Annotated in this window: 19 protein-coding genes; 9 read left to right on the plus strand and 10 right to left on the minus strand. The window is 62.8% G+C overall.

The features are described from left to right. Window positions 1-74 precede the first annotated feature (74 nt). Together mapR and AAGQ88_RS12840 are read right to left on the minus strand one after the other, a co-directional pair. Entirely contained in the window at window positions 75-1,526 is a 1,452-nt protein-coding gene (gene mapR / locus AAGQ88_RS12835; RefSeq protein ID WP_342655580.1) for a GntR family transcriptional regulator MpaR, read from the minus strand. Window positions 1,527-1,788: 262 nt separating this feature from the next. Beyond that, window positions 1,789-2,037: a DUF3203 family protein gene (locus AAGQ88_RS12840; RefSeq protein WP_285423884.1), complete on the minus strand. Its 249-nt coding sequence runs from the start codon at window positions 2,035-2,037 to the stop codon at window positions 1,789-1,791. A gap of 155 nt (window positions 2,038-2,192) precedes the next feature. On the opposite strand from AAGQ88_RS12840, the gene AAGQ88_RS12845 reads away from it, so the two are divergent. Next, window positions 2,193-2,738 carry an MgtC/SapB family protein gene (locus AAGQ88_RS12845; protein WP_285423883.1) on the plus strand — a complete coding sequence of 182 codons (546 nt, stop codon included), beginning with the start codon at window positions 2,193-2,195 and terminating at the stop codon, window positions 2,736-2,738. A 51-nt stretch (window positions 2,739-2,789) separates the two neighbouring features. Here the strand turns inward: AAGQ88_RS12845 and AAGQ88_RS12850 are convergent, their stop codons facing one another. Next, window positions 2,790-2,966 (minus strand): hypothetical protein, encoded by a 177-nt coding sequence (locus AAGQ88_RS12850; protein ID WP_285423882.1) that lies wholly within the window; start codon window positions 2,964-2,966, stop codon window positions 2,790-2,792. Between the two features lie 320 nt (window positions 2,967-3,286). Here AAGQ88_RS12850 and AAGQ88_RS12855 point away from each other — a divergent pair, with 320 nt between their 5' ends. From AAGQ88_RS12855 to glgB, 3 genes are read left to right on the plus strand one after another with little or no spacing between them, the layout of a single operon-like run. After that, window positions 3,287-5,323: an alpha-1,4-glucan--maltose-1-phosphate maltosyltransferase gene (locus AAGQ88_RS12855; RefSeq protein ID WP_342655581.1), complete on the plus strand. Its 2,037-nt coding sequence runs from the start codon at window positions 3,287-3,289 to the stop codon at window positions 5,321-5,323. 16 nt (window positions 5,324-5,339) lie between these two features. Beyond that, complete coding sequence (gene treS / locus AAGQ88_RS12860; protein ID WP_342655582.1) at window positions 5,340-8,660, plus strand: maltose alpha-D-glucosyltransferase; 3,321 nt, start codon at window positions 5,340-5,342, stop codon at window positions 8,658-8,660. A gap of 2 nt (window positions 8,661-8,662) precedes the next feature. Continuing rightward, complete coding sequence (gene glgB / locus AAGQ88_RS12865; RefSeq protein WP_342655583.1) at window positions 8,663-10,897, plus strand: 1,4-alpha-glucan branching protein GlgB; 2,235 nt, start codon at window positions 8,663-8,665, stop codon at window positions 10,895-10,897. Between the two features lie 173 nt (window positions 10,898-11,070). On the opposite strand, the gene AAGQ88_RS12870 is transcribed toward glgB, so the two are convergent. The 7 genes from AAGQ88_RS12870 to AAGQ88_RS12900 all read right to left on the minus strand — a co-directional run bounded on the left by AAGQ88_RS12870 (window position 11,071) and on the right by AAGQ88_RS12900 (window position 20,147). After that, complete coding sequence (locus AAGQ88_RS12870) at window positions 11,071-12,297, minus strand: acyl-CoA dehydrogenase family protein (protein ID WP_342655584.1); 1,227 nt, start codon at window positions 12,295-12,297, stop codon at window positions 11,071-11,073. Between the two features lie 73 nt (window positions 12,298-12,370). Next, complete coding sequence (locus AAGQ88_RS12875; RefSeq protein WP_285423877.1) at window positions 12,371-13,744, minus strand: LLM class flavin-dependent oxidoreductase; 1,374 nt, start codon at window positions 13,742-13,744, stop codon at window positions 12,371-12,373. A 27-nt stretch (window positions 13,745-13,771) separates the two neighbouring features. Beyond that, window positions 13,772-15,475: an ABC transporter ATP-binding protein gene (locus AAGQ88_RS12880; protein ID WP_342655585.1), complete on the minus strand. Its 1,704-nt coding sequence runs from the start codon at window positions 15,473-15,475 to the stop codon at window positions 13,772-13,774. After that, window positions 15,472-16,350 carry an ABC transporter permease gene (locus tag AAGQ88_RS12885; RefSeq protein ID WP_285423875.1) on the minus strand — a complete coding sequence of 293 codons (879 nt, stop codon included), beginning with the start codon at window positions 16,348-16,350 and terminating at the stop codon, window positions 15,472-15,474. Before AAGQ88_RS12885 ends, AAGQ88_RS12880 begins: the two co-directional genes overlap by 4 nt. 27 nt (window positions 16,351-16,377) lie before the next feature. Further along, window positions 16,378-17,364 (minus strand): ABC transporter permease, encoded by a 987-nt coding sequence (locus AAGQ88_RS12890; protein ID WP_342655586.1) that lies wholly within the window; start codon window positions 17,362-17,364, stop codon window positions 16,378-16,380. Further along, window positions 17,357-18,985, minus strand: coding sequence for an ABC transporter substrate-binding protein (locus AAGQ88_RS12895; RefSeq protein WP_342655587.1), 1,629 nt, complete (start codon window positions 18,983-18,985; stop codon window positions 17,357-17,359). The genes AAGQ88_RS12890 and AAGQ88_RS12895 overlap by 8 nt, the downstream gene beginning before the upstream one ends. 22 nt (window positions 18,986-19,007) lie before the next feature. Continuing rightward, window positions 19,008-20,147 (minus strand): LLM class flavin-dependent oxidoreductase, encoded by a 1,140-nt coding sequence (locus AAGQ88_RS12900; RefSeq protein ID WP_342655588.1) that lies wholly within the window; start codon window positions 20,145-20,147, stop codon window positions 19,008-19,010. Window positions 20,148-20,545: 398 nt separating this feature from the next. On the opposite strand from AAGQ88_RS12900, the gene AAGQ88_RS12905 reads away from it, so the two are divergent. From AAGQ88_RS12905 to AAGQ88_RS12925, 5 genes are all read left to right on the plus strand, one after another. Then, complete coding sequence (locus AAGQ88_RS12905) at window positions 20,546-21,568, plus strand: aldo/keto reductase (protein WP_342655589.1); 1,023 nt, start codon at window positions 20,546-20,548, stop codon at window positions 21,566-21,568. Window positions 21,569-21,625: 57 nt separating this feature from the next. Then, window positions 21,626-22,660, plus strand: coding sequence for an ABC transporter substrate-binding protein (locus tag AAGQ88_RS12910; protein ID WP_342655590.1), 1,035 nt, complete (start codon window positions 21,626-21,628; stop codon window positions 22,658-22,660). A gap of 114 nt (window positions 22,661-22,774) precedes the next feature. Then, window positions 22,775-23,614, plus strand: a complete 840-nt coding sequence (locus AAGQ88_RS12915) for an ABC transporter ATP-binding protein (RefSeq protein ID WP_342655591.1) — start codon at window positions 22,775-22,777, stop codon at window positions 23,612-23,614. A 2-nt stretch (window positions 23,615-23,616) separates the two neighbouring features. After that, window positions 23,617-24,396 carry an ABC transporter permease gene (locus AAGQ88_RS12920; RefSeq protein ID WP_342655592.1) on the plus strand — a complete coding sequence of 260 codons (780 nt, stop codon included), beginning with the start codon at window positions 23,617-23,619 and terminating at the stop codon, window positions 24,394-24,396. Continuing rightward, window positions 24,386-25,255 (plus strand): transporter substrate-binding domain-containing protein, encoded by an 870-nt coding sequence (locus tag AAGQ88_RS12925; protein ID WP_342655593.1) that lies wholly within the window; start codon window positions 24,386-24,388, stop codon window positions 25,253-25,255. Before AAGQ88_RS12920 ends, AAGQ88_RS12925 begins: the two co-directional genes overlap by 11 nt. Window positions 25,256-25,386 lie beyond the last annotated feature (131 nt).

Raw genomic sequence — 25,386 nt, forward strand, 5'->3', positions numbered from 1 at the left:
TCCGCAGTTTTGATGTCTTGAGTTCGATGTCATGAGTTTGATGTCATGGAATCGAAGTCACGCAGACCTCTCGTTTAACCTACCATCATTGACCGGATGATCTTGCCCAGGGTCTCCATCGCACGTTCGCTGGTGTCGCTCCAAGGCGTGCCGTAGTTCAGGCGGATGCAGTTCTTGAACCGGCGCGTAGGCGAGAAGATCGGCCCCGGCGCGACGCTGATGCCCTGCGCCAGAGCTATCTGGAAGACCTTCAGGGAATCCACCTGCTCAGGCAGTTCCAGCCAAAGGAAATAGCCTCCCGACGGTTGGCTCACGCGTGTCTGCGCGGGGAAATATCTCGCCACCGCACCCAGCATGGCGCGCAACTGATCTTCCAGACTGTTACGCAGCTTGCGCAAATGACGGTCGTATCCGCCATGTTGCAAGTAATCGGCAATGGCCGCCTGAGCGGGCATCGAGGCACACAGCGAGGTCATCAGTTTCAGGCGCTCGACTTTCTGCACGTAACGTCCTGCCGCGACCCAGCCGACGCGATAGCCTGGGGCCAGGCTCTTGGCGAACGAGCCGCAATGCAGCACCAGGCCCTCGGTGTCGAACGCTTTCGCCGGTTTGGGCGCGTGCTGGCCGTAATAGAGTTCGGCGTACACGTCGTCTTCGATCAGCGGCACGTCATGCTTGCGCAGCAGTTCCACCAGTTCGCGTTTGCGGGATTCGGAAACCGTCGCGCCCGTGGGGTTCTGGAAGCTGGTCATGCTCCAGCAGGCCTTGACCGGATAGCGCTCCAGCGTCTGCGCCAGGATGCCCAGATCAATGCCGGTCTGTGGATGCACCGGGATTTCCACGGCCTTGAGCTTCAGCCGTTCCAGCACTTGCAGGCAGGCATAGAACGCAGGCGCCTCGATGGCCACCAGATCGCCCGGTTCGGTGACCGCTTGCAGGCACAGGTTCAACGCTTCGAGCGCACCATTGGTGATCAGCAATTCTTCCATCGGCAGCATCTGCCCGGCCACCATGTAGCGCAGGGCAATCTGCCGCCGCAACACAGGATTGCCCGGCGACAGGTCACTGACCACCATGCGCGGGTCCATGTCTCGGGTCGCGCTGGCCAGCGAGCGGGCCAGCCGTTGCAGCGGGAACAGCCCGGCGCTGGGGAATGCCGAACCGAAGGGCACGGTGTTGGGATCCTTGATCGATTCCAGCACCGAAAACACCAGTTCACTGACATCGACCTCGGTGGATTCGCTGACATGAGCCTCCTGCGAGGCATGCGCCGGGCTCTCCGGGTCGAAACCCTGGGTGGCAAGGCCCTCGCGGCTGAAGCTGTCGTTGACGAAGTAACCCGACCGCGGGCGTGCGCGAATCAGGCCGCGTCGTTCCAGCAGGTAATAGGCCTGAAAGACCGTCGACGGGCTGATGCCGTGGGTCTGGCTGGCGTAGCGCACCGAGGGCACGCGTTGACCGGCGGCCAGCACACCGGAGCGGATCAGCTCGGCGATGTCGTCGGCAAACTTTTCATAACGCTTCATGGAGGGCTCGCGAATGTCCGGTGCAGGGCAGGGAGGCGTTGGGGAACGACCGGCACTATGCGCGGGAAAGAGGTTTCAGTACAGGTGCAGTTTTTTCGATAAACAGCAGATCAGATGAACTGGCTTCGACGCTCCGAGCGAATCCATGGGCCACTCCATGAGCGGCTCTGCCTACGGAAACGCGCCGTGATCCCACGACATGTCCCTCGCAGGGCGGTTTCCCTCACCAGGCGCATGGTGCGCCCGATTTCGTCAGTCCCGATCAGATGACCGGCGAATCTTCACCCGGCTCGACGCCGACCGTGTGATGGCGCAGGTCGCGGGCCTTGTACACCGTCAGCGCGTCGGCTTCAGCCTCGGTGATCGGGACTTTCCTGCCGCCGATTTCGGCTTCTGACATGTGCGTCGCGTCATTAGTGGTGATGACCACATCGACCACCGCGCTGCGGTATTCGACGCCGTCGATGAGGGCTGAGCAATGCTCGTGGGTGCCATCGAATTCCAGTGGCATGATCGTTCTCCTGCACGGGTTGATGAAGGTACGACTGCACCTCCAGAGCATCGTTTCCGCCATCCGACCGTGGGCATCATGCCTTGGCGCGGAATTTCGTCCGAGGCGCCGCGGTCCATAGCTCTGATCGCCCGCAACGGGAAAAAGGAATGCCTATGAATGCCTGGTGGCAAGAAGTCGTGGACACGCTGCAAGCCGAATTTTCCGACATCACGGACGCCGCTCAGCTGACCCGGGTGACCGTACGCTTGGTCATTGCCGCGCTGCTGGGGGCGGTGCTGGGATTTGAGCGCGAGCATAAGGGCAAGGCAGCGGGGGTTCGCACGCACATGCTGGTGAGCATGGGGGCCGCGCTGTTTGTCCTGGTGCCGCGACTGGCGGGGGCTGACGACGCCGCATTAAGTCGCGTGGTGCAGGGCATCGTCGCCGGAATCGGTTTTCTTGGCGCCGGCACCATTCTCAAGGGCGAGAACCTCAATACGCATCAGGTCAAAGGGCTGACCACCGCGGCCGGTCTGTGGATGACCGCCGCCATTGGCATCGCCGCAGGCATGGGCAGGGAAATGACCGCTGTGCTGAGCACGATTCTGGCGTTGGGGATTCTCAGTCTGATGCCGTACATCGTTGATCGCTTCGATCCGCCAGAGAACCGGGAAAAGCGCCCGGACCGCAAGACCGGCGGCGATTCCCAGCAACCCTGAACGTGTCCGACCTTGCGGGGCTGAGCACGCGTCAGCGTGCCCAGGCGAGGATCATTCCGGAAAGTTGTCGTCCAGAACCGCAGGTGGCTCCTGGGAAGGAGGATCGCCTTTGGGCTGCTCGATCACCGGCGGCATGTTCGGCGGTGGCGGCTCCTCGGGTTTGGGCACCGGCAATTCCGGGTCGTCGATGTTTGGATCGGGTGTTTCTGCGGGAATGGGAATGTTCATGGCTTCACCTTCCTTGAGCGCAGTGTCGAGAGGCGTCATTGCCGGTTTTTCAAAGCGCTCGCAGGCTTCGACCCGTCGCCGCTTTGAATGATTCAGCACAATTCTCAAGCGCGGATCAAACGGCTGACTAAGCTGGCATTGCGTCGATTTTTTTGCAGCACAAGCTCTTTGAACTTTTCCCCAAGGCTGGCGTTCGGAACCTATGCGGCCACGTCGGGATGCAGTGAATCCGGTGGCTCCCCCTATTGTTTCTATGGATAAGACGTTGCTGGAACGGACTCTTACAAGGAGCGTCCCTGGGGCGTGAGGAGTGATGCTCGATGAATGTGACTGCAGATCAGCCATACGGTCCGGATTCCCTGGCCACCGATGTACCGCACCCAACCCAGCCTTTACCCCTGACTCAGGCCTTGCAGCTGCCGCGTATCGTGATTGAAGACACGCAGCCGGTGATCGATGCCGGGCAGCTTGCGGCCAAGGCCATTGTCGGCCAGCCGGTGGTGGTCACCAGCAAGGTATTCGCCGACGGCCACGACAAGATGGCCGTGCGCATTCGGTACCGCGCAGCCGACGAGCAAGAGTGGCACCAGGCGCCCATGCGCGATCTGGGTAATGACAGCTGGATCGGCGAATTCACCCCGACGTCCGTGAGCCGATATGTGTTCCGCCTAGAGGCCTGGATCGACCAGTTCGCCAGTTATCGCTACGAACTCGAGAAGAAGTATTCAGCCGGCGTGCCCATCGGCCTTGAACTGGAAGAGGGGCGTCTGCACCTGGTCCACGCGGCCGAACGCAGCCAGCACGAATTGCGCGGCCAGCTCGACAGCCTGCTGCAGCGTCTGGGTGAGAACACCGAGCACGAGGCGCAGGTGGCGCTGCTGCTCAACAGCGAAACCGCGGCGATCATGGCCAAGGCCGACAACCACGCGTTTCTGAGCCGCAGCATTGAATTCCCGCTGGAAGTCGAGCGCGAGCTTGCCCAGTTCGCCAGCTGGTACGAACTGTTCCCGCGTTCGATCACTGACGACAAGCATCGCCACGGCACCTTCAATGACGTGCACAGCCGGCTGCCGATGATTCGCGACATGGGTTTCGACGTGCTGTATTTCCCGCCGATTCACCCGATCGGTCGTGCCCATCGCAAAGGTCCGAACAACTCGCTGCAGGCAGGCCCGGACGATCCCGGCAGCCCGTACGCCATCGGCAGCGCTGACGGCGGCCACGAAGCGATTCACCCGCAACTGGGCACGCGGGAGGACTTCCGCAATCTGGTCGCGGCCGCTACAGAACACGGGCTCGAGATCGCGCTCGATTTCGCCATCCAGTGTTCCCAGGATCACTTGTGGCTCAAGGAGCACCCGGGCTGGTTCTCGTGGCGCCCGGATGGCACGATTCGTTACGCCGAAAACCCGCCAAAGAAATATCAGGACATCGTCAACGTCGATTTCTACGCCCCGGACGCGATCCCGAGTCTGTGGCTGGAGTTGCGCGACGTGGTGCTGGGCTGGGTCGAGGAGGGCGTGAAGATTTTTCGCGTCGACAACCCGCACACCAAACCGCTGCCGTTCTGGCAATGGATGATCGCCGATATCCGTGCTCAGCACCCGGACGTGATGTTCCTCGCCGAGGCGTTCACCAAGCCTGCGATGATGGCGCGGCTGGGCAAGGTCGGTTATTCGCAGAGCTACACCTACTTCACGTGGCGCAACACCAAGGCCGAGCTGGCCGAGTATTTCACTCAGCTCAACGAGTCGCCGTGGCGCGAGTGCTACCGGCCCAACTTCTTCGTCAACACGCCGGACATCAACCCGCACTTCCTGCACGATTCAGGGCGTCCGGGGTTTCTCATCCGCGCGGCGCTGGCGACCATGGGCTCAGGCCTGTGGGGCATGTATTCGGGTTTTGAGTTGTGCGAGTCGGCGCCAGTGCCGGGCAAAGAGGAATACCTGGATTCGGAGAAGTACGAGATTCGTCCGCGGGACTTCACCCAGCCCGGCAACATCATTGCCGAGATCGCCCAGCTCAATCGCATCCGTCGCCAGAATCCGGCGCTGCAGACGCACCTTGGCCTGCGCATTTACAACGCCTGGAACGACAACATTCTGTACTTCGGCAAACGCAGCCATGACGGCAGCAACTTCATTCTGATCGCGGTCAGTCTGGATCCGGTCAACCCTCAGGAAGCTCACTTCGAGCTGCCGCTCTGGGAGCTGGGCCTGCCGGACGATGCCGCGACCCTGGGCGAGGACCTCATGACAGGGCACACCTGGACCTGGTACGGCAAGACGCAGTGGATGCGCATCGATCCGTCATATCAGCCGTTCGGAATCTGGCGCATCAAAACCACAAACCAATAATTCAAAGGATGTGGTCATGGCGAAGAAGCCTCGCAACGCTGCCTTTATCGAAGACCCGCTCTGGTACAAGGATGCGGTGATTTACCAGGTCCACGTGAAGTCGTATTTCGATTCCAACAATGACGGAATCGGCGATTTCCCTGGCCTGATCGCCAAGCTCGATTACATTGCCGAGCTTGGCGTGAACACCATCTGGCTGTTGCCGTTCTATCCTTCGCCTCGCCGCGACGATGGTTACGACATCTCCGATTATCGGGGCGTGCACAGCGATTACGGCACCATGTCCGATGCCAAGAAATTCATCGCCGAGGCGCACAAGCGCGGACTGCGGGTGATCACCGAACTGGTCATCAACCACACCTCCGACCAGCATCCCTGGTTTCAGCGGGCGCGCCATGCGAAAAAAGGCTCTAAGGCCCGGGACTTCTATGTCTGGTCCGACGATGACCAGAAATACGACGGCACGCGGATCATTTTTCTCGACACCGAGAAATCCAACTGGACCTGGGACCCCGTGGCGGGCCAGTACTTCTGGCACCGGTTTTACTCGCACCAGCCGGACCTGAATTTCGATAATCCGCAAGTCATGAAAGCGGTGCTGGAAGTCATGCGCTATTGGCTGGACATGGGCATCGACGGCCTGCGTCTGGACGCGATTCCTTACCTGATCGAGCGCGACGGCACCAATAACGAGAACCTGCAGGAGACGCACAACGTCCTCAAGCAGATTCGGGCCGAAATCGACGCCAATTACCCGGACCGCATGCTGCTGGCCGAAGCCAATCAGTGGCCTGAAGACACGCAGCTGTACTTCGGCGATCGCAAGGGCAAGGACGGCGACGAGTGCCACATGGCCTTTCACTTCCCGCTGATGCCGCGTATGTACATGGCGGTGGCGCAGGAAGACCGCTTTCCGATCACCGACATTCTGCGTCAGACCCCGGAAATTCCGGAGAACTGCCAATGGGCAATTTTCCTGCGCAACCACGATGAGCTGACCCTGGAAATGGTCACCGATCGTGAGCGTGACTATCTGTGGAATTACTACGCCTCTGATCGCCGCGCGCGGATCAACCTGGGCATCCGTCGTCGCCTGGCGCCGTTGCTCGAGCGTGACCGACGCCGAGTCGAACTGCTCAACAGCATGTTGTTGTCCATGCCAGGCACGCCGACCCTGTATTACGGCGACGAAATCGGCATGGGTGACAACATTTATCTCGGCGACCGCGACGGCGTGCGCACCCCGATGCAGTGGTCCATCGACCGCAACGGCGGGTTTTCCCGGGCCAACCCGGCCAGTCTGGTCCTGCCGCCGATCATGGACCCGCTCTACGGCTACCAGTCGGTCAACGTCGAGGCGCAGGACCACGACCCGCATTCGCTGCTCAACTGGACCCGACGCATGCTCGCCGTGCGCAAGCAGCAGAAGGCGTTTGGCCGTGGCACGCTGAAAATGCTCTCGCCGAGCAACCGTCGCATCCTTGCCTACACCCGCGAATACACCGGGCCCGACGGCAAGAGTGAAATGATCCTGTGTGTCGCCAACGTCTCCTCGGCGTCCCAGGCGGCCGAACTCGAACTGTCGCAGTACGCCGGCACCGTGCCGGTGGAGATGCTTGGCGGCAGCGCCTTTCCACCCATTGGCCAGCTCAATTACCTGCTGACGTTGCCGCCGTATGGCTTCTACTGGTTCTTGCTGGCCGCGGAGAATCAAATGCCCAGCTGGCACGTCGAACCCGCTCAAAGCATGCCGGACTTCCCGACACTGGTGCTCAAACAGCGCCTGGAGGAACTCCTCGATCAACCGCTGCGCCAGACCATGGAGCAGACGTCATTGTCGGTCTACCTGCCCAAGCGACGCTGGTTCGCGGGCAAAGGCACGGCCATCGACAAGGTCAACATCGCCTACGCGGTGCGCTTCGGCACCACGGTACGCCCGGTCTTGCTGAGCGAGATCGAAGTCACGTCGGGGGACGAAGTGGTTCGCTATCAGCTGCCGTTCGGCCTGTTGCCCGAAGACGACATCAGCAGCGCGCTGCCGCAGCAACTGGCGCTGGCTCGTGTGCGGCGCGGGCGTCAGGTCGGCTTGATCACCGATGCCTTCACGCTGGAGCCGTTCATTCGCGCCATCATCAAGGGCATGCATGAAGAGACCGTGCTGCCCACCAGTGATGGCGAACTCAGGTTCCAGCAAAGCTCGAAACTCGCGCCTCTGGGCCTGAACGAAGAGTCCGAAGTCCGCTATCTGTCTGCCGAGCAATCCAACAGCTCGGTGGTCGTGGGCAAGGCGCTGGTCCTGAAAATGATCCGTCGTGTTGCCGCCGGCACTCACCCCGAACTCGAAATGGGCGCCTATCTGACCGAGGCCGGTTACTCGCACATTTCGCCATTGCTTGGCGCGGTGGTGCGGGTGGATCAGCAGGGCGAAAGCAATCTGTTGATGATCGCGCAGGGTTACCTGAGCAATCAGGGCGATGCCTGGGAGTGGACGCAGAACAATCTCGAGCGCGCAGTGCGCGATGAGATGGCTCACGGTCATTCCAATCTCGAACAACACGCCAACGCGCTGCTGGAGCTCAAGGATTTCGCGGGTCTGCTGGGCCAGCGGCTGGGCGAAATGCACGTGGTATTGAGCGCGCCCACCGAAAATCCGGACTTCAAGACCGAGGTCACCAGCGTCAAGGACAGTCAGGCGTCAGCCAAAAGCGTCTCGGCGCAGATCGAGCGCGCGCTGGGTTTGCTCGAACAACATCGAGATTCTCTGGAACCGCAGGATCAGCAACTGGTCAGTGAACTGCTGAGTAAACGCAAAGCGCTGCTGGCCCAGGTACAAACCCTGGCCAGGCAGTCGGTGGGCGGGTTGCGGATGCGGGTGCACGGTGATTTGCATCTGGGGCAGATGCTGGTGGTCAAGGGCGATGCCTATCTGATCGATTTCGAGGGTGAACCGGCTCGGCCGCTGCAGGAAAGACGGGCCAAATACAGCCCGTTCAAAGATGTCAGCGGCGTGTTGCGATCCTTCGACTACGCTGCCGCGATGGCTGTACGCAATGCGCAGAGCGCCGACACGTCGCCTCAGGCGCAAGCGGCGCGCAAACATGTTGCCGAAACGTATTTGAGTCAGGCACGGGAAGCATTCCTCGAGGGCTACGCCAAAGCCACGGGCGAGGTCGCCCATGCCTGGAAAGATGCCAAGGGAGAAGCCGCCGCACTGGCGTTGTTCACCCTGGAAAAAGCCGCTTATGAAGTGGCCTACGAGGCCGAGAATCGGCCGACCTGGTTGTCGGTTCCGCTTCAAGGTTTGCGCGGGCTGCTGGACCTGTCTGATGGAGAATGAAAATGAGTGCGTCTGACCAATTCGGCAAAGGCAACCATGAGTTGTTGCCCAACGCCGCCGATATGGACGCGTTGATCCGCGCCGAACACCGTGACCCGTTCTCCATGCTCGGCCCTCACAGCGACGGCAAGGAGGGCCAGGTCATCCGTGCCTACCTGCCTAACGCGCTGGGTGTGCGGGTGCTGTCTCGCGATGGCGAGCGTGATCTGGGCGAGCTGAGCATGAGCGACAAGCCGGGCTTCTTTGCCGGGCATTTTGACGTTCGCGAGCCGTATTTGCTGAAGATCACTTGGGCCACCGGCGAGCAGATCACCGAAGATCCCTACAGCTTCGGCCAATTGCTGGGCGAAATGGATTTGTACCTGTTCGCCGAGGGCAATCACCGCGACCTGAGCAGCGCGCTGGGCGCGCAGGTGAAGAACGTCGACGGCGTCGACGGCGTGCGGTTCTCCGTCTGGGCGCCGAACGCGCGCCGCGTGTCGGTGGTAGGCGACTTCAACAGCTGGGACGGCCGCCGCCATCCGATGCGTTTGCGACATCCCACCGGCGTCTGGGAGATCTTCATCCCGCGCATTAAGCCGGGTGAGTCGTACAAATATGAAATCCTCGGTCAGCACGGCGTTCTGCCGCTCAAGGCTGACCCGATGGCCCTGGCCACCACGCTGCCGCCGGACACTGCCTCGAAAGTGGCGGCGCCGCTGAGTTTTGACTGGCAGGACAACGACTGGATGCAGTCGCGCGGTGACAGGCAGGACATTCACAAGCCGCTGTCGATCTACGAGCTGCACGCGGGTTCGTGGAAGTGGCACCACGGTGGCGAAGACGAGCCGGATCGGCCGTTCAACTGGCACGAACTGGCCGAGCACCTGATTCCGTACATCAAGGATCTGGGTTTCACCCACATCGAGCTGATGCCGATCATGGAGCACCCGTTCGGCGGTTCGTGGGGTTATCAGTTGCTTTCGCAGTTCGCACCGAGTGCGCGCTACGGCACGCCTGAAGATTTCGCGGCGTTCGTCAACGCCTGTCACCAGAACGACATTGGCGTGATTCTCGACTGGGTGCCCGCGCATTTCCCGACCGATACCCACGGCCTGGCGCAGTTCGACGGCACGGCGTTGTACGAATACGGCAACCCCCAGGAAGGCTTTCATCAGGATTGGGACACGCTGATTTACAACCTCGGTCGTACCGAAGTGCATGGCTTCATGATTGCCTCAGGCTTGCACTGGCTGAAGAATTTTCACGTGGACGGTCTGCGCGTCGACGCGGTGGCCTCCATGTTGTATCGCGACTACTCGCGCAAAGCCGGTGAATGGGTGCCCAACCGTTATGGCGGCCGGGAGAATCTGGAGGCCATCGATTTCCTGCGTCACTTGAACGATGTCGTTGCGCTGGAAGCACCAGGGGCGCTGGTTATCGCTGAAGAGTCGACCGCCTGGCCGGGTGTCAGCCAGCCGACCCAGCAGGGCGGCCTGGGCTTTGCCTACAAGTGGAACATGGGCTGGATGCATGACACGCTCAAGTACATCGAACAAGACCCGATTCATCGCCAGCATCACCACGATCGGCTGAGTTTCGGGTTGGTGTATGCCTGGTCGGAGCGCTTCATTCTGCCGATCTCTCACGACGAGGTCGTGCATGGCAAACACTCGCTGATCGACAAGATGCCGGGCGACCGCTGGCAGAAATTCGCCAACCTGCGCGCCTATCTGTCGTTCATGTGGACCCATCCGGGCAAGAAGTTGCTGTTCATGGGCTGTGAGTTCGGGCAGTGGCGTGAATGGAATCACGACACCGAGCTCGACTGGCACTTCCTCCAGTATGCCGACCACAAGGGCGTGCATACGCTGGTGGGGGATCTGAACCGCCTGTACAAATCGGAAAAGGCGCTGCACGAGCAGGACTGCCAGCCCCAAGGATTCCAATGGGTCATTGGCGACGATGCCGGCAACAGCGTTTACGCGTATCTGCGCTGGAGCAGGGAGGGCGAGCCGCTGCTGGTGGTGGCCAACCTGACGCCCGTGCCGCGTGAAGATTATCGCGTGGGTGTGCCGTTCAGCGGCAAGTGGGCTGAAGTGCTCAACTCCGATGCCGACGTTTACGCGGGGTCGAACTTCGGTAACGGCGGCGCAGTGACGGCGCAGGATGTCAAAAGTCATGGCCAGCCCTGTTCGCTGCCGCTCAGGCTCCCTCCGCTGGGGGTTGTGGTGTTCAAGCCCATAGCCGACCAGTGATTCGGCAGCCGCCACAGCCAGTCTGTGGCGGCATCCTTTCTAAAGCGCGTTTGTTTGTGCAAGGGTGTGCAGCCGCTGCAGTGGGGGTGATTGGAAGTCACTCTTCGCGGGCAAGCGCGCTCCTACAGAGTCCAGGTCGGCCGCAACCAGACCAGGCCGCGCCGCACGACTGTTTACGCAATGCCAATTTTCCACTGTGCCGGTGGCGGGGTGCCGTTGACGGCGAAGTCGCCGACGATGCGGTCCTTGTAGATGCGCGGGTTGTGCGATGCCAGGGTGCGGGCGTTGCGCCAGAAGCGGTCCAGACCGTTCGGTCGCAAGGTCGCGGAGGCGCTTACGGCGTCGAACATCCGCGAGCTGGCGTCGATGATCAGGTCGCTGACGATGGTTTGCGACTGGGCGATTTCCAGTTCGGCGATGTCCACGGCCTGTTTCAGCTTTTCCGCGTCGCCATGGGCGCCCGCTTCATAGGCGCGCTGGATCGCCTCGGCATTCTTCAACACGATGGCGCCTGCGCTGTAGGCCGCCGCTCTGAGGCTGCCCACCACCTGCAGGACTTGCGGATCCTGCGCCACCCTGGACGCGTTGCCGTTGCTGAAACTGCGGGTGCGCTTTGCCACCGCATTGGCCACTTCGCCGCTGAGGGCCCGGCCGATGCCGGCCAGGTTGGCCAGATGAATGATCTGGAAAAACGCCGGCGAATACTGGAAACGCTCCTCGTTGCTGACGATGTTGCGAGGATCGACAGCCACCTGACGGAAATACGCCGTGCCGCTGGCGGTCAGGGTCTGACCGAAGCCGTTCCAGTCGTCGACGACTTCGACGCCCTGTGCATCGCGGCGTACGGTCACGAACACCCGCTTGCCGTCATGGTCGCTGACCGCCACGTCGATCCAGTCGCTGTAGAGGCTGCCGGTGGTGTAGAACTTCTCGCCGTCGATGCGCCATTGCTCGCCGTCCAGGTACAGCCGGGAACTGAGCTGCGATTGCGGCGTCTGGCCGACTTCGCCCGTCGCCGGGCCCACGGTTTCGCCGCGTCCGATACGTTCCAGCCAGAGGTTACGCCGGGCCTCGTTCGGGCTGTTGAGCACGCTTTCGGTAAAGCCCAGGTGGCCACGTAAAGCCTGCACCAGGTTGGAGTCCGCCTCGCCCAGTTCAATCAGCAGGTTGGTCAGCTCCGGAATGCTGACGCCCGAACCGCCAAAGGCCTTGGGCACCCGCAAAGCCGTGAAACCGGATGCCTTGAGCAACTGGATTTCTTCAAACGGCAGACGCCGCTCCAGCTCGCGGGCGACGGCGCCTTCGCGCAGCGTGGCGAACAGAGGGCGAAAGCGCTCGGCCAGTTGTTCGTAGTCGGCGGAAGGGCCGGCGCCCCATGCGGCGTTGATTTGGTGGGTCATGCGGGATTCTCTTTGCAGTCGAAAAAGGTCAGGCGAACGCCGAGTTCAAGGCCGATCGCCTTCATCGGGGCGATCAGATCGCCAGGGAAACTTCTCGCTTGAGTGTCGCCGGATGCGCCGGGCGCGGCAGGCCAAGGCGCTCACGCAGGGTGTTGCCGACAGGCCCATCGGCTGGCACCAGGCCCCGACGTTTGAGCTCTGGCAGGATCAGCGAAATGAAGTCGTCGAGGCCCTCGGGATACGTCGGCGGCAGGATATTGAAGCCGTCCGCGCCGTAGCCTTCGAACCACGCCTGCAGCTGATCCACCACTTCTTCCGGCGAGCCGACCAGCGTCCAGTGCCCGCGTGCACCGGCCAGACGCAGGTACAGCTGGCGAATGCTCAGGCCTTCGGCGGCCAGTTGCAGAATCAGTTGCTGACGGCTTTTCGAGGCGTTGGTAGCGGGCAGGTCCTGTGGCAACGGCCCGTCGAGGGGCAAGTGCGACAGGTCGACACCGCCGAGAAGACCGGACAGCAGGCTCAAGCCGACCTGCGGATGCACCAGGTCCTGCAGGCGCTGGTGTTTGGCGTGGGCCTGAGCGGAAGTCGGTGCGGTGAAGATCGTCACGCCGGGCAGAATCTTGATGTGCTCGGGCTTGCGCCCGAGCACGGCCGCGCGGGTCTTGATGTCGCTGTAGAAGGCCTGCGCATCGGCCAGGCTCTGGTGGGCGGCGAAGATCGCCTCGGCCGTGGCAGCGGCCAGCGCGCGGCCATCGTCGGAGGCGCCGGCCTGTACCAGCACCGGCTTGCCCTGGGGCGAGCGCAGCACATTGAGCGGTCCGCGAACGTGAAAATGTTCGCCCTGATGATCGGCCAGGTGCAGCTTGCTGCGATCCAGAAACACGCCACTTTCCTTATCCAGCAGCAGCGCGTCGTCTTCCCAGCTGTCCCAGAGCTTGTCGACCACCTGATGAAATTCCCGGGCCCGGCTGTAGCGGTCGGCGTGGGCCGCCTGGGCGCCCTGCGCCGAGGTGCCGAAATTCTTCGCCGCGTCCGGGTCGCTGCTGGTCACCAGGTTCCAGCCGACGCGGCCCCCACTGATCTGGTCGAGGGAAGCGAATTGCCGGGCCAGGTTGAACGGTTCGCTGTAGCTGGTGCTGGCGGTCGCGATCAGGCCGATGCGCGAGGTGACGGTCGCCAGTGCCGAGAGCAGTGTCAGCGGTTCGAAACTCAGACTGGGCGCAATCACGCGATCGAACGTCGGCGCATCGATCCCCCGCACCGACACGCTGTCGGCCAGAAACAGCGTGTCGAAGCCCGCCGCCTCGGCCTTGCGCGCCTGATCGATGAAGTGGTCAAGACGAATCCCTGCGTCGGCCTGAGAGCCACTGTCGCGCCAGGCGGCGATGTGGTGACCGGTGGCCCGCAGGAAGAGGCCGAGCTTGAGCGTGTCTTTGCGTTGAGTCATGGAGGGCTCCTTGATGGCGTAGTGGCGCTAGCAGGCGACAGCGAACGAAAGGCTGCTGCTCAGCGGGATCGAGGGTTGCCGGTGGCCGGGAATGGCCGCCAGCAGGCGTTGGGTGTAGCGGTGTTGCGGGTCTTGCCAGAGCCGGTGCGGGGTCGCCTGTTCGACGATGTGCGCGTCGTGCATGACCAGCACGCGGTCGGAGAAATAGCGCACCACCGACAGGTCATGGGAGATGAACAGGTACGAGAGATCGAACGCCTCGCGCAGCTCCACCAGCAGATTGAGGATCTGCGCCTGAGTGGAGACATCCAGCGCCGACACCGGCTCGTCGCAGATCACCAGTTTGGGCCTGACGATGAGCGCGCGGGCGATGCCGATGCGTTGACGCTGGCCGCCGGAAAACTGGTGGGGCAGGCGGTCCAGGCTGTTGCGCGCCAGACCCACGGCGTCGAGCATGTCTTCGCGGGCCTTGCGCCTCAGGCGAGCGTCCGACTGGCCGTGCTGGCGTTGCACGCGGTCCAGCAGGGTGTCGATGGAGTGCCGTGGGTTGAGGGCCGCGTAGGGATCCTGAAAGATCATCTGCAGCTGACCGCGCCACGTCAGTTGCTCGGTGGCGGTGAACGTGGCGATGTCGCGACCGCCAAAGGCGATGTGGCCCTGACGGGGCTTGAGCAAGCCCAGCAGCGCTTTGCTGAGGGTTGATTTGCCACAGCCGGACTCACCGACCAGTCCTACGGTTTCCCGCTTGCCGATGTCGAAAGACAGCCCGCTGAGAACGTCACGCGCGCCGTAGCCCAGGCTCAGGTTGTCCACTTGCAACAGCGGCGGCGTGTCGTGACTGGCCGGCCGCGGTGCATGACCTGGCAGGTACCGCGTGCTGCTGACGCTGTACGCGTTGGGCTGACCCGGCGTGCGCGTCACCTGTATTTCCGGCAGGCGACTGGCAAGGTAATGCTGCCCGTGATCGCGGCCCAGCGAGGCATTGAGCAGGCCTTGGGTATAGGGATGACGGGCAGCGCTGAACAGATCGGCGTTGCTGCGCCGTTCCAGCGCCTGACCGTCGTGCATGATGATGACGTGATCGGCCTGTTGCGCCACCACGCCCAGATCATGCGTGATCAACAGCAAGCCCATGCGCAGTTCGCGGCGTAAACGGTCGAGCAACGCGAGGATCTGCGCCTGAACACAGACATCCAGCGCGGTGGTCGGCTCATCGGCAATCAGCAAGCGCGGCTGACAGGCGATGGCCATGGCGATCATGACCCGCTGGCGCTGCCCCCCTGACAGATGCTGCGGGTATTCGCCGAGGTGCGCGCGCGGGCGCGGCAGTTGCACCAGACCGAAGAGCTCCTCCGCCCGTTTCGCCGCCTGGCGCCGCGTCAGGTCAGTGTGGGTGAGCAGCGTTTCAGTCAACTGTTCACCCAGCGTCAGCACCGGGTTCAGGCTCGATAATGGCTCCTGAAACACCATCCCCAGCGCGTTGCCCTGCAATTGGCGCATGTGCCGGGGCGACAGTTGCAGCAGATCGCGCCCTTCGAACAGCGCCTGGCCACCCAGGCGGGCGTTGCCCGGCAACAGCCGCAGCAATGCCAGTGCCGTGGTGGATTTACCGCAGCCGGACTCACCGACCAGGGCCAGTGTTTCTCCGGCGTCCAGAGTGAAGTCCAGTCCGCGGACGGCGTCGACACCTTCGTAACTCACGCGCAGCCCGCGTACGTCGAGCAGGCTCATGGGATGTACCGGCGCAGGCGTGGATTGAGCGCATCGTTCAAGCCGTCGCCGAGCATGTTGAAGGCCAGCACCACGCTGATGATCGCAAGGCCGGGCAGCGCGGTCAGGAACCAGGCGCTGGCGATCTGTTCACGGCCGCTGCCGATCATGCCACCCCAACTCGGCGTGTTCGGATCACTCATGCCGAGAAACGCCAGCCCCGCTTCGATCAGAATGGCCGACGCCACCAGAATCGACGCCGTGACCACCAGCGGCGCCAAGGCATTGGGGAGGATTTCGTGGACGATGATCGCGCGGTGACTGAAACCCTGGCTGCGCGCGGCGGTGACGAAGTCGGCTTCACGCAGGGTGCGGAATTCGGCGCGAATCAAGCGGGCAATCGTCGGCCAGGACGAGACACCGATCGCCAGGGCAATGACGTGCACCGTCGGGTTGCCGATGGCGACGATCACGATCACCAGCAGGAACGACGGCACGGTCTGGAACACTTCGGTAATGCGCATCAGCACGTCGCCCAAGCGGGCGCCGTGGTAGCCGGCCAGTGCGCCGACCAGCACTCCGATGACCACGCTGATCAGCGTGCCGTACAGCGCGATCAGCAGTGAGGCCCGTGCGCCGTAGGCTATGCCGGCCGCGACGTTGCGGCCCAGTGAGTCGGTGCCCAGCGGATACGCCGGATCGCTGCCGGGCCAGAGCATGGGCTCGGCGACCATTTCCGAGGGGTCGCCGGGGAAGAAGTAGCCGGCGCTCGCGGCCATGGCCAGCGTCAACACGAGGATGGCGCTGCCGGTCAACGCTGCCGGGCTGCGACGCAGCGCTGCCCAGAGGCCTTCGCTGTGGCCTGACCTGATCGATTCAATAGCCGTTGTGGACATCGAACACTCACTCATCGAAATAAAGGGTTAATCCGCCTGGATACGCGGGTCGAGCCAGGCTTGCAGCAGGTCCATGGACACGTTGATGACCACCACCAGCATCGAGGACAGCAGCAGAATGCCGAGCAGCAGGTTGTAGTCGCGCGACAACACGGCATCGAGGGTCAGGCGGCCCAGGCCGGGCCAGCCGAACAGTGTTTCCGTCACCGCCGCGCCGCCTAGCAGCGCCCCGAAATGCAGGCCGGCCAGGGTCGTGACCGGCAACAAGGCGTTGCGCAGCACATGACGGATCGCCACCCGCGCAGGGCTCAGGCCTTTGGCGCGGGCAGTGCGGACGAAGTCCTGACGCTGCACTTCCAGCATCGAGGCGCGGGTCAGGCGTGCATACAGCGCGATGTAGAAGGTGGCGAGCGTGAGCACCGGAAGCACGGCGTGACGGACGCGGTCGAGCACCCAGTCCACGCCGTGCAGGTCCATGCCCAGCGTCTCGCTGCCATCGCTGGGCAGCCAGCCAAGGGTGACCGAGAACAGCACGACGGCCATCAGGCCGATCCAGAACCCCGGCGTGGAATACAACAGCAACACGGCCAGCGACAGCACCCGGTCCGGCCAGCGCCCGGCCTTGCTGGCCATGACCGCACCGGCGGCGATGCCGACCACCAGCGCCAGGGCCAGCGCGCTGATCATCAACACCAGCGTGTTGGGTAGCCGCTCGAGCACCAGCTGGATCACCGGCACGTTGAAGCGCGGCGACAGGCCCAGATCCAGGTGCGCCAGATGATTGAGGTAGGCGAGCAGTTGCTGCCACAGGTTCAGGTCCAGGCCAAAGTGCGACCGCCACTGCGCCAGCGTCGCCTCGGTCGCGCCGCCCGATTCGCTCGCCAGCACATCCACCGCATCGCCGGGAATCAGCCGCAGCAGGAGGAAGTTCAGCAGCAGAATGCCGAACACCGTCGGCACCGCTTGCCACAGCGTTCGCCGGGCCATTTGCAGGATGCGCAGACGATCAGCCATGGGCCAGCGCTTCCCCGCCGAGGCGCACGTCGGCCAGGCAGCCGTCCAGGCCGTTGCCGTCAGCCTCGAACCCGGACACCCGGGCGTTGAACACCGTCACCTGTTGCTGCATGACCAGCGTGATGTTCGGCAGCTCCTCGATGACGATCTTCTGAAAGGCCTTGAACAACTCGCCGCGCTTGTGCTCGTCGGTTTCCACCGCAGCGGCTTCCAGCAGACGATCGACCTCGGGATTGTTGTAGTGCGAGCCGTTGGAGAAGGGCAGGCCTTTGCGAAAGTTCTTTGACCAGAACAGCCGCTGCACGCCGACAGTGGGGTCGAACATGGTCCCCATGCCCACCACCGCAAAGTCGAAATCCCGGTCGGTGTAGATGCGTTTGGTGTAGGTTGGGAAGTCTTGCGAGCGCAACTGCACGTCGATGCCGATCCGCGCCAGCGCCGTGCGGATGTACGCTGCCGTACGCGCGTAGCTGTCGCCATAGGGCAGCGGATCGAGGGTCAGGCTGAACCGCGACGTGCCTTTTCTCGGCAGTCCGGCAGCATCGAGCAGCGCGTTGGCCCTGGCAATGTCGAACGGGTAGGGATCGGGGCCTTCATACACATACTGGGCGAAGTTCTTCGGAATCGGCGAGACGCTGACATCGGCGTAACCGTAGTAGACGACTTTTCGGATGACTTCTCGATCGATCGCATGGGCGATGGCCTGGCGCACCTCGTGGCGCGCCAGCAGCGGGTTGTCCAGATTGAACTCGAGCATCGTCGGGGTGATGCTGTAGGCATACCCCCGGGTGGTGAACTGCAGTTTCCCGGACTGAGTGATGCGCTTGAGATCGCTCAACGGCACCGGACTCTGACCACCGGCATCCAGGCTGCCGTTTTCGAACGCGGCCAGCCGCGCGGCCGAGTCGGGCACCACTTTGAGGAACAGCGCGTCGACCCCCGGCAAGCTGCTGTCCCAGTAATCCGGATTACGCTCATATTCGATGAAACTGCCACGCTGCCACTGCTTGAAGCGGTAAGGCCCCGTGCCCACCGGCGCGTTGTTGTGCGGGTTGCTCAGCGGGTCACCCGAGGCGTACAGGTGCTTCGGCACGATGGGCGTCTCGCTGCCGGCAAACGCGCGAATCAGGTACGGCGCAGGTTTGCCCAGGCGCACGATGGCGGTGTGGTCATCGGGCGTCTCGACGCTCAGCAGGTTGGCGAAAGTGCTGCCGCCTCGCGGGTGGTAGCGTTTGTTCAGGTCCAGCGAAAACGCCACGTCCTGAGCGGTGAACGGCTGGCCGTCGTGCCATTTCACCCCTTGGCGCAGAGTGAAGCGGTAACTCAGGCCGTCGGCGGCCGCTTCCCAGGCCACCGCCAGCCCGGGCTGCGGCGTCAGGTTCTCGTCGTAACGAAGCAAGCCTTCGAGCACCTTGCTGCTGGCGGTGATGGTGGTGCCAGCGGTGGTGTTGAACGAGCTGAGCGACGGCGGTTCCGGGTTCACCAGCAGGTTGAAGATGCGCCGGCCGCTGACGGCTTCGGCCGTGGCCGCTGCCAGGGCGCTGGGCAGAAAAGGCACGCTGGCACCCAATAGCGGCAGTGCCGACAGGCCGGCGATGAATTGACGACGAGAGAAGGGCATTGACGGTTTTCCTTGCAGAATGTCAGTGGCGCAAACCGGCTTGATAGAGCAGGGGCAGCACGCGTTCGGCGAACTGCTCCAGGTCCGGCGCAAAGTCGAAAAAGCTCAGTTGAATGCCGTCGATGCCGGCCTGCTTCAGCCGGACGATGTCGCGCACCACGGTTTCCGGGCTGCCGACCAGCTGGATATTGCCGCCCACATAACGGTGGTCAGCCTTATGCCCGCGCCAGGCGTGGGCGTCGCTGGCTTCGCGGGCGTGACCTTCCAGCGTGCCGGGATCCCCTGCGGCGGTGATCGCAGCGTGCACTTCCCAGGCTTCGGCGTCGCTGTCGCGGCAGATCACCAGCGGGTTGATCAGCGTGCGCACCTGACGGCCGTGGCTGAGCGCCGCCTGTTTGATGCGCAGCAGGTGCTCGGGCAGCTTGCTCAGGGCGTCCTCGATTTCCGCGCTGCCGGGGCTGGTGGTGAAGACAATGTCGGAGTGACGGGCCGCAAAGTCGATTCCGGCGGTGGAACCGGTGGCATTGACCAGCACCGGCCGACCGTAGCGCGGCTTGACGCTGCTGTAGGCTTCCTGCAGACGGTAATAGTCGCCGTTGAAGTCGACGTTTTCATCGCTGGCCCAGAGCTGCTGCACCACACGAATGAACTCGTCGGCCTGTTGGTAGCGCTGGTCGTGCTCGATCGGCGCGTGACCGAACCGCCGGTGTTCGCGATGGCGGTGGCCGGTGACCAGATTCAGGCCCCAGCGACCGTTGCTGATGTGGTCGAGCGTGGCACCGAACTTCGCCAGATGCAGCGGATGCCAGGGCCCATAGAGCACGTGCAAGGTCGAAATCAGCAGGATGCGCTCGGTCACCGACGCGAGGGCGGCCTGGGTGATGAAGGCGTCGAGGGATTCGTCGTGGTAGCGAATGTCCCCTCCATAGCCGCCTTTGCCCAGCCATTCGGCGAGCGCGAACACCAGGTCGAAACCCAGTGCCTCGGCGCGCAGCGTCAGTTGTTTGTTGTAATCGAATGTCCAGTCAGTGCCACGTGGCAATGCCGAAGCGCTCCAGCCGCCCGATTGAATGGGAAGAAACAGACCCAGTATCAAGGGCTGATTGAATGTCCGCGATAACGGGCTGTCTGGGAAGTCGAGCGGCGACGTAAATAAAGACAAGAGAAACACTCCGGCAATGAATGTTGTCGCTGAACAATTGCAAGGCGTATGCCGCCGCTGACAACTTGTCAGTGAACGTCCGTAACTAAAGGGGTATGGAGGCGAAATCGTTGAAGCGCGCGTGACCCCGCTGCTGCGCTGGTTTGGCAGCATCTGCGGGACTGCTGTTGCTGGAGAAACAGTTGCAAGAGGGTGCGTGCCGTCGAGTCATAACATTAGTTTAAAACGTTATAGGCAATCCATTAGTTGTGATTGACGATGAATAACGACGCTCTTTATTGTCGCCTCGATTCTTTATTTGCGCACGTCGTTCAACAGGGCATCCGTTATCCGCTTGTTCTGTGAAGTGTTGTATTCGCGTGCCTGTTTTTTAATGTTGTTGGAAGATTGGAGTGGTCATGAGCGCTATCGAATATCGTCCCTTGGGTCGTCATGGAATCAAAGTTTCCCCACTGACGCTGGGCACCATGATGTTCGGCGGGCAGACGGATGAGGCGGTCTCCCGGCGAATCACCGACAAGGCGTTCGAGCAGGGCGTCAACTTCATCGACACCGCCAACGGGTACAACGCCGGCGCATCGGAGCAGGTCGTCGGTCGATTGATCGCCGCACGTCGCCGCCAGTGGGTGCTGGCGACCAAGTTCGTCAATCCGGATCCCGACGGCGCAGGCCCGAACAATCGTGGCGCGTCGCGCAACAACGTCATTCAGTCGGTGGACGCCAGTCTCAAACGGCTCAACACCGATTACATCGACCTGTTCTACCTGCACCGTGAAGACCCGGAAACGCCGGTCGAGGAAACGCTGCGAGCGCTGTCCGACCTCATCCGGGCCGGCAAGATTCGCGGCTATGGTCTGTCGAACCATCGCGGCTGGAAGCTCGCGGAGTTCAGCCGCACCGCGGACCTGCTCGGCATCGAGCGACCGACCGCGAGTCAGCCGCTGTACAACCTGGCCAACCGGCAGATTGAAGTCGAGCATTTGCCGGCCGCCGACTACTACGGCATTGGCGTGGTGTCCTACAGCCCGCTGGCCCGTGGTGTGTTGACCGGCAAGTACGTGCCGGACCAGCCAGCGCCGGAGAACACCCGCGCCGGGCGCAACGATCCGCGTCTGAAACAGACCGAGTGGCGTCCCGAGTCCCTGAACCTGGCCCAGCGCATCAAGGATCACGCTCAGGCCCGGGGCATCAGCAGTGGTCAGTTCGCGCTGGCCTGGGTGCTCAACAATCGCCTCGTCACCTCGGCCATCGCAGGGCCGCGCACCGAGGCGCAGTGGGACGATTATCTGCCTGCGCTGGAGTATCGCTTCACGGCCGAAGACGAAGCGTTCGTCAACGATCTGGTGGTCACCGGCCACGCGTCGACGCCCGGCTACAACGACCCCAGCCATCCATTCTTCGGACGTCAGTCGCGGGTCTGAGCCTCGATTGCAGCCACCCGATTGCAGCCACACGCCTGCGGGCAAAGGAACAGCGACATGCAAGCACACAACAGCCGCAGGGCATTCATCAAACAGGTCGCACTGCTGAGTGCCGCCGGCGCCGCAGGGCTGATCCTGCCAGGCTGCGACAAGCCGCCCAAGGTTGTCGACGGCGCGCCCGCGGTGATCAAACAGCGCGCCGATCAGGTGGTGAAGTTCAAATACCCGGACAACCCGTCGTTCGATCTCGTGTACCTGGCGGATTCGCTGGGTTACTTCGACGGCTCGCGCACCCGGCCCGACTACATCGGCAAGATTGCCGCGCCTCAGATCATCCCGCTGGTGGGCACCGGGGAAATCGACTTCGGCACGCGGATGGTGCCATTGGTGATTTCCGCCATCGCCAGCGGGCTGGACCTCAAGGTGGTGGCGGCCGGGGGCAAGACCCTGCAGGAAGCGCCGCACATGAAGTACTTCGTGCGTGCCGATTCCGGGATCTTCACGCCCAAGGACATGGAAGGCAAAACCGTCGGCTTCAACAGCTTCGGTGCCTGTGCCGAGTTCGTGACCAAGAAATACCTGCGTGAGCATCAGGTCGATGTCGACAAGATCAACTGGGTGGTGATCCCCGACAATCAGGGCGAACAGACGCTGGTCAGCCGTAACGTCGACATCGCGATCATTCATCCGCCGGCCTCCGGCGGGGCAGAGCACAACCCGGAACTGCGCAAGCTATGGAGCGATTACGATCTGGACAAGGGCCTGGGCGGCATGGCGCCTTACAGCGGCTACGGCAAGTTTATCCGCGCCAATCCCGAAGCCACGCAGGACTTCGTCGCGGCCATCGCCAAGGCGGCCAACTGGGTCAACGCCAATCCGGACGAGGCGCGCAAGATCGTCTCGCAACGCATCGGCACCCGGCTTGAACTGGTCGAGCGCTATGCCTACATCGACGACCTGATCATCACCGAACCGCCGATCCAGTACTACATCGACATCTTGCAGAGCGAACAGAAGATCCGTCCGGGTGCGGTGTCGGTGAAGGACGTGTACACCAACGATTTCAACCCCTTCGCCAAAGCCAAAGCGTGATCGCAGGGTGTTCTGGCGGATGCAACGACGGGTGCGCGGTGGCGCGCCTGTCGCGGGTTTTGGTTTTGCAGGGGATCAGGCGTGGCAGTGAAGATTTCGGCATCAGGCGTGAGAATGGACTACCAGGCTCAGGATGAGGCGGGGCGCAGCGAGCGGGTAGAGGTGTTGAAGGATTTCGACCTGGACGTGCGCGAAGGCGAATTCCTGTCGATTCTTGGCCCGTCCGGCTGCGGCAAATCGACGTTTTTGAACATCCTTGCGGGGCTTGCGAACAAGACCGGTGGCTCGCTTTCCATCGACGGCAAAGCGTTGCAGGGCATCAATAAAAATCAGGGCGTGGTGTTCCAGGGCTATGCCTTGCTGCCGTGGCGAACGGTGCTCGACAACATCGCCGTAGGGCTTGAAATTCGCGGCGTCGGCAAGGCCGAACGGCTCGAGCGGGCGCGCGAGTACCTTGATCTGGTGGGCCTGAACGGCTTTGCATCGCGCTATCCCCACGAGCTCTCCGGCGGCATGCGTCAGCGGGTCGCCATTGCGCGGTCGCTGGTCTATGAGCCGGACGTGCTGTTGATGGACGAGCCTTTCGCCGCGCTGGATGCGCAAACCCGCGAAAGCCTGCAGGACGAATTGCTGCGCATCTGGGACCTGCACAAGAAAACCATCGTGTTCATCACCCACAGCCTGGATGAGGCGATTTTCCTGTCGGACCGCGTGGCGGTCATGACGCCGAGGCCGGGACGAATCAAGGAGATCATCGACATCGATCTGGCACGTCCGCGGCTGCCGCAGTTGCGCAACAGCCACGCGTTCGTGCAACTGCGCCAGCGCGCCTGGACCTCTCTGCGCGAAGCGATGGGAGCCGCAGTGGACGAACTTGCGCTGGAGCAGGCGCTGGGCCGTCATGAAAGCTGGCAGCACGTCGCGCAACGCAGCGGTTATCGGATCGGAGTGTAGTCATGACCTTGAACAGAACCTGGCGTCGGGTGCTCGACAGCTCCATCGGTATCCTCGCGTTTCTGGCGCTATGGGAAGCGCTGCCGCGACTGGGGGTGGTCAACCCGGGCTATCTGAGCCCGCCCTCGGACGTCGTCGGGGCGATCATCGACATGGCCGGCAACGGCCAGTTGGTCAGGCACCTGCAGGCCAGCCTCATCCGTTCGCTGGCCGGACTGGTGCTGGCGATTTTCGCCGGCGTCACGCTGGGCCTGTTAATGGGCTGGTTCGCCCGGCTGGAACGGATGCTCGACCCACTCCTGCAGCTCTTTCGGCAGACCTCGGCGCTGGCGCTGTTTCCGGTGTTCATCCTGTTTCTGGGGATCGGCGAGCTGTCCAAAGTGGCGATCATCTTCTGGGCGTCGTTCTGGCCGATCCTGTTGAGCACCATCAGCGGCGTCAAACAGGTGGACACCTTGCTGATCAACTCGGCGCTGTCGATGGGTGCGAGCCGGCGTTTTCTGTTTCTGAAGATCGTCCTGCCTTCGGCATCGCCCTCGATCTTCACGGGCGTGCGGCTGGCGGGCGCTTACTGCATCACGGCGCTGGTGGCCGCGGAGATGATCGGCGCGCATTCGGGGCTCGGGTTCCTGACCCTCAATTCGCAGGAAGTGTTCCAGATCCCCAGCATGTACGCCGGCATCCTGCTGCTCGCCGTGGTGGGGCTGCTGCTCAACTTCCTGCTTGCGCTGCTGGAGCGCCGCTTCACCCGCTGGCGTCGCGGCCTCAAACATGCCGGCTGAGCAACGGGGCGGCCGTGCGCGACAGGGCCTGCGCTATGGCCTTGCGCTGTTGACCGGGCTGGCGGTCGTCTGCGGCGTCTGGCTCTTGCCGCTGCTGGACACGGCGGATCTGCAGGGCGGTCCGGTGCTGCAGAATGCGCGCAGCCACAACGTGTTGCGCATCGGCGTGCGCAGCTATCCGCGCCCCGGAAACAGCACAGAGGCGCTGGTGTCCCAACCCGACGACATGGACGCCGAGCTGGCCCGGGCGCTGGGTCGCTATCTGGGCATCGACGTGCGCCTGAGCGCCATTCCCAATGAGGCACTGGCGGATTACCTGGGCAAAGGCGAAGTCGATGCCGTACTGGTCGGCAGCCTTGAGGTTCCCGCCCTCGAACGTCAGCGCGCCGCGTTGAGCGAGCTGCCACGGGCTTACCGCGAGGGTGGCTTGCTGAGCTTGCGCAATGCGCCGGCGCATTCGGGTATCAGCGGCCAGACCGTGTGCATTGCGTTCGGCAGCCCATGGGCGGCAACGTTGCAACGCCAGGGCGCGCAGTTGCAGACCTTCGCCTCGAACATCCGGGCAGCCACCGCATTCATGGCCGGTGAATGTCGGCTGCTGGCGGACGAGCGCAACGTGCTGGCGAGCCTGTTGCAAACCCCGGACTGGCGCTTTTACCGCCTGCTGCCCCAGGTACTCGACGCCAGCAGCGACGCGCGCGTGTACCTCGCTCGACCGGATCAGAAAACCCTGCGCGTCCTGCAGGCCGGATTGCGCGACTGGCAATCGCGCGGCGGCCAGACCAAGGCGTGGGACCTGCACAGCAATGCCTTTCTGGTGGACAGCTTAAAGGTCGGCGACGGTCTGGTCTGTCACTGACCTGACCTGACCTGACCTGACCTGACTGCAGCGAGGCGAGGAACGCTGCTGTTGCTGGAGCAACAGCGAGCCAGCAGTTGCCAGTAAAAACAGACAGTTACGACACGTTCGCACGGCCAGCCAGACCCATC

Source organism: Pseudomonas sp. F3-2, from assembly GCF_038804275.1.
In the GTDB taxonomy this organism is placed as follows: domain Bacteria; phylum Pseudomonadota; class Gammaproteobacteria; order Pseudomonadales; family Pseudomonadaceae; genus Aquipseudomonas.

Coding starts and splice junctions, on each gene's coding strand:
- mapR (WP_342655580.1), bottom strand. CDS start 1,526: ATGAAGCGTTATGAAAAGTTTGCCGACGACATCGCCGAGCTGATCCGC.
- AAGQ88_RS12840 (WP_285423884.1), bottom strand. CDS start 2,037: ATGCCACTGGAATTCGATGGCACCCACGAGCATTGCTCAGCCCTCATC.
- AAGQ88_RS12845 (WP_285423883.1), top strand. CDS start 2,193: ATGAATGCCTGGTGGCAAGAAGTCGTGGACACGCTGCAAGCCGAATTT.
- AAGQ88_RS12850 (WP_285423882.1), bottom strand. CDS start 2,966: ATGAACATTCCCATTCCCGCAGAAACACCCGATCCAAACATCGACGAC.
- AAGQ88_RS12855 (WP_342655581.1), top strand. CDS start 3,287: ATGAATGTGACTGCAGATCAGCCATACGGTCCGGATTCCCTGGCCACC.
- treS (WP_342655582.1), top strand. CDS start 5,340: ATGGCGAAGAAGCCTCGCAACGCTGCCTTTATCGAAGACCCGCTCTGG.
- glgB (WP_342655583.1), top strand. CDS start 8,663: ATGAGTGCGTCTGACCAATTCGGCAAAGGCAACCATGAGTTGTTGCCC.
- AAGQ88_RS12870 (WP_342655584.1), bottom strand. CDS start 12,297: ATGACCCACCAAATCAACGCCGCATGGGGCGCCGGCCCTTCCGCCGAC.
- AAGQ88_RS12875 (WP_285423877.1), bottom strand. CDS start 13,744: ATGACTCAACGCAAAGACACGCTCAAGCTCGGCCTCTTCCTGCGGGCC.
- AAGQ88_RS12880 (WP_342655585.1), bottom strand. CDS start 15,475: ATGAGCCTGCTCGACGTACGCGGGCTGCGCGTGAGTTACGAAGGTGTC.
- AAGQ88_RS12885 (WP_285423875.1), bottom strand. CDS start 16,350: ATGTCCACAACGGCTATTGAATCGATCAGGTCAGGCCACAGCGAAGGC.
- AAGQ88_RS12890 (WP_342655586.1), bottom strand. CDS start 17,364: ATGGCTGATCGTCTGCGCATCCTGCAAATGGCCCGGCGAACGCTGTGG.
- AAGQ88_RS12895 (WP_342655587.1), bottom strand. CDS start 18,985: ATGCCCTTCTCTCGTCGTCAATTCATCGCCGGCCTGTCGGCACTGCCG.
- AAGQ88_RS12905 (WP_342655589.1), top strand. CDS start 20,546: ATGAGCGCTATCGAATATCGTCCCTTGGGTCGTCATGGAATCAAAGTT.
- AAGQ88_RS12910 (WP_342655590.1), top strand. CDS start 21,626: ATGCAAGCACACAACAGCCGCAGGGCATTCATCAAACAGGTCGCACTG.
- AAGQ88_RS12915 (WP_342655591.1), top strand. CDS start 22,775: ATGGACTACCAGGCTCAGGATGAGGCGGGGCGCAGCGAGCGGGTAGAG.
- AAGQ88_RS12920 (WP_342655592.1), top strand. CDS start 23,617: ATGACCTTGAACAGAACCTGGCGTCGGGTGCTCGACAGCTCCATCGGT.
- AAGQ88_RS12925 (WP_342655593.1), top strand. CDS start 24,386: ATGCCGGCTGAGCAACGGGGCGGCCGTGCGCGACAGGGCCTGCGCTAT.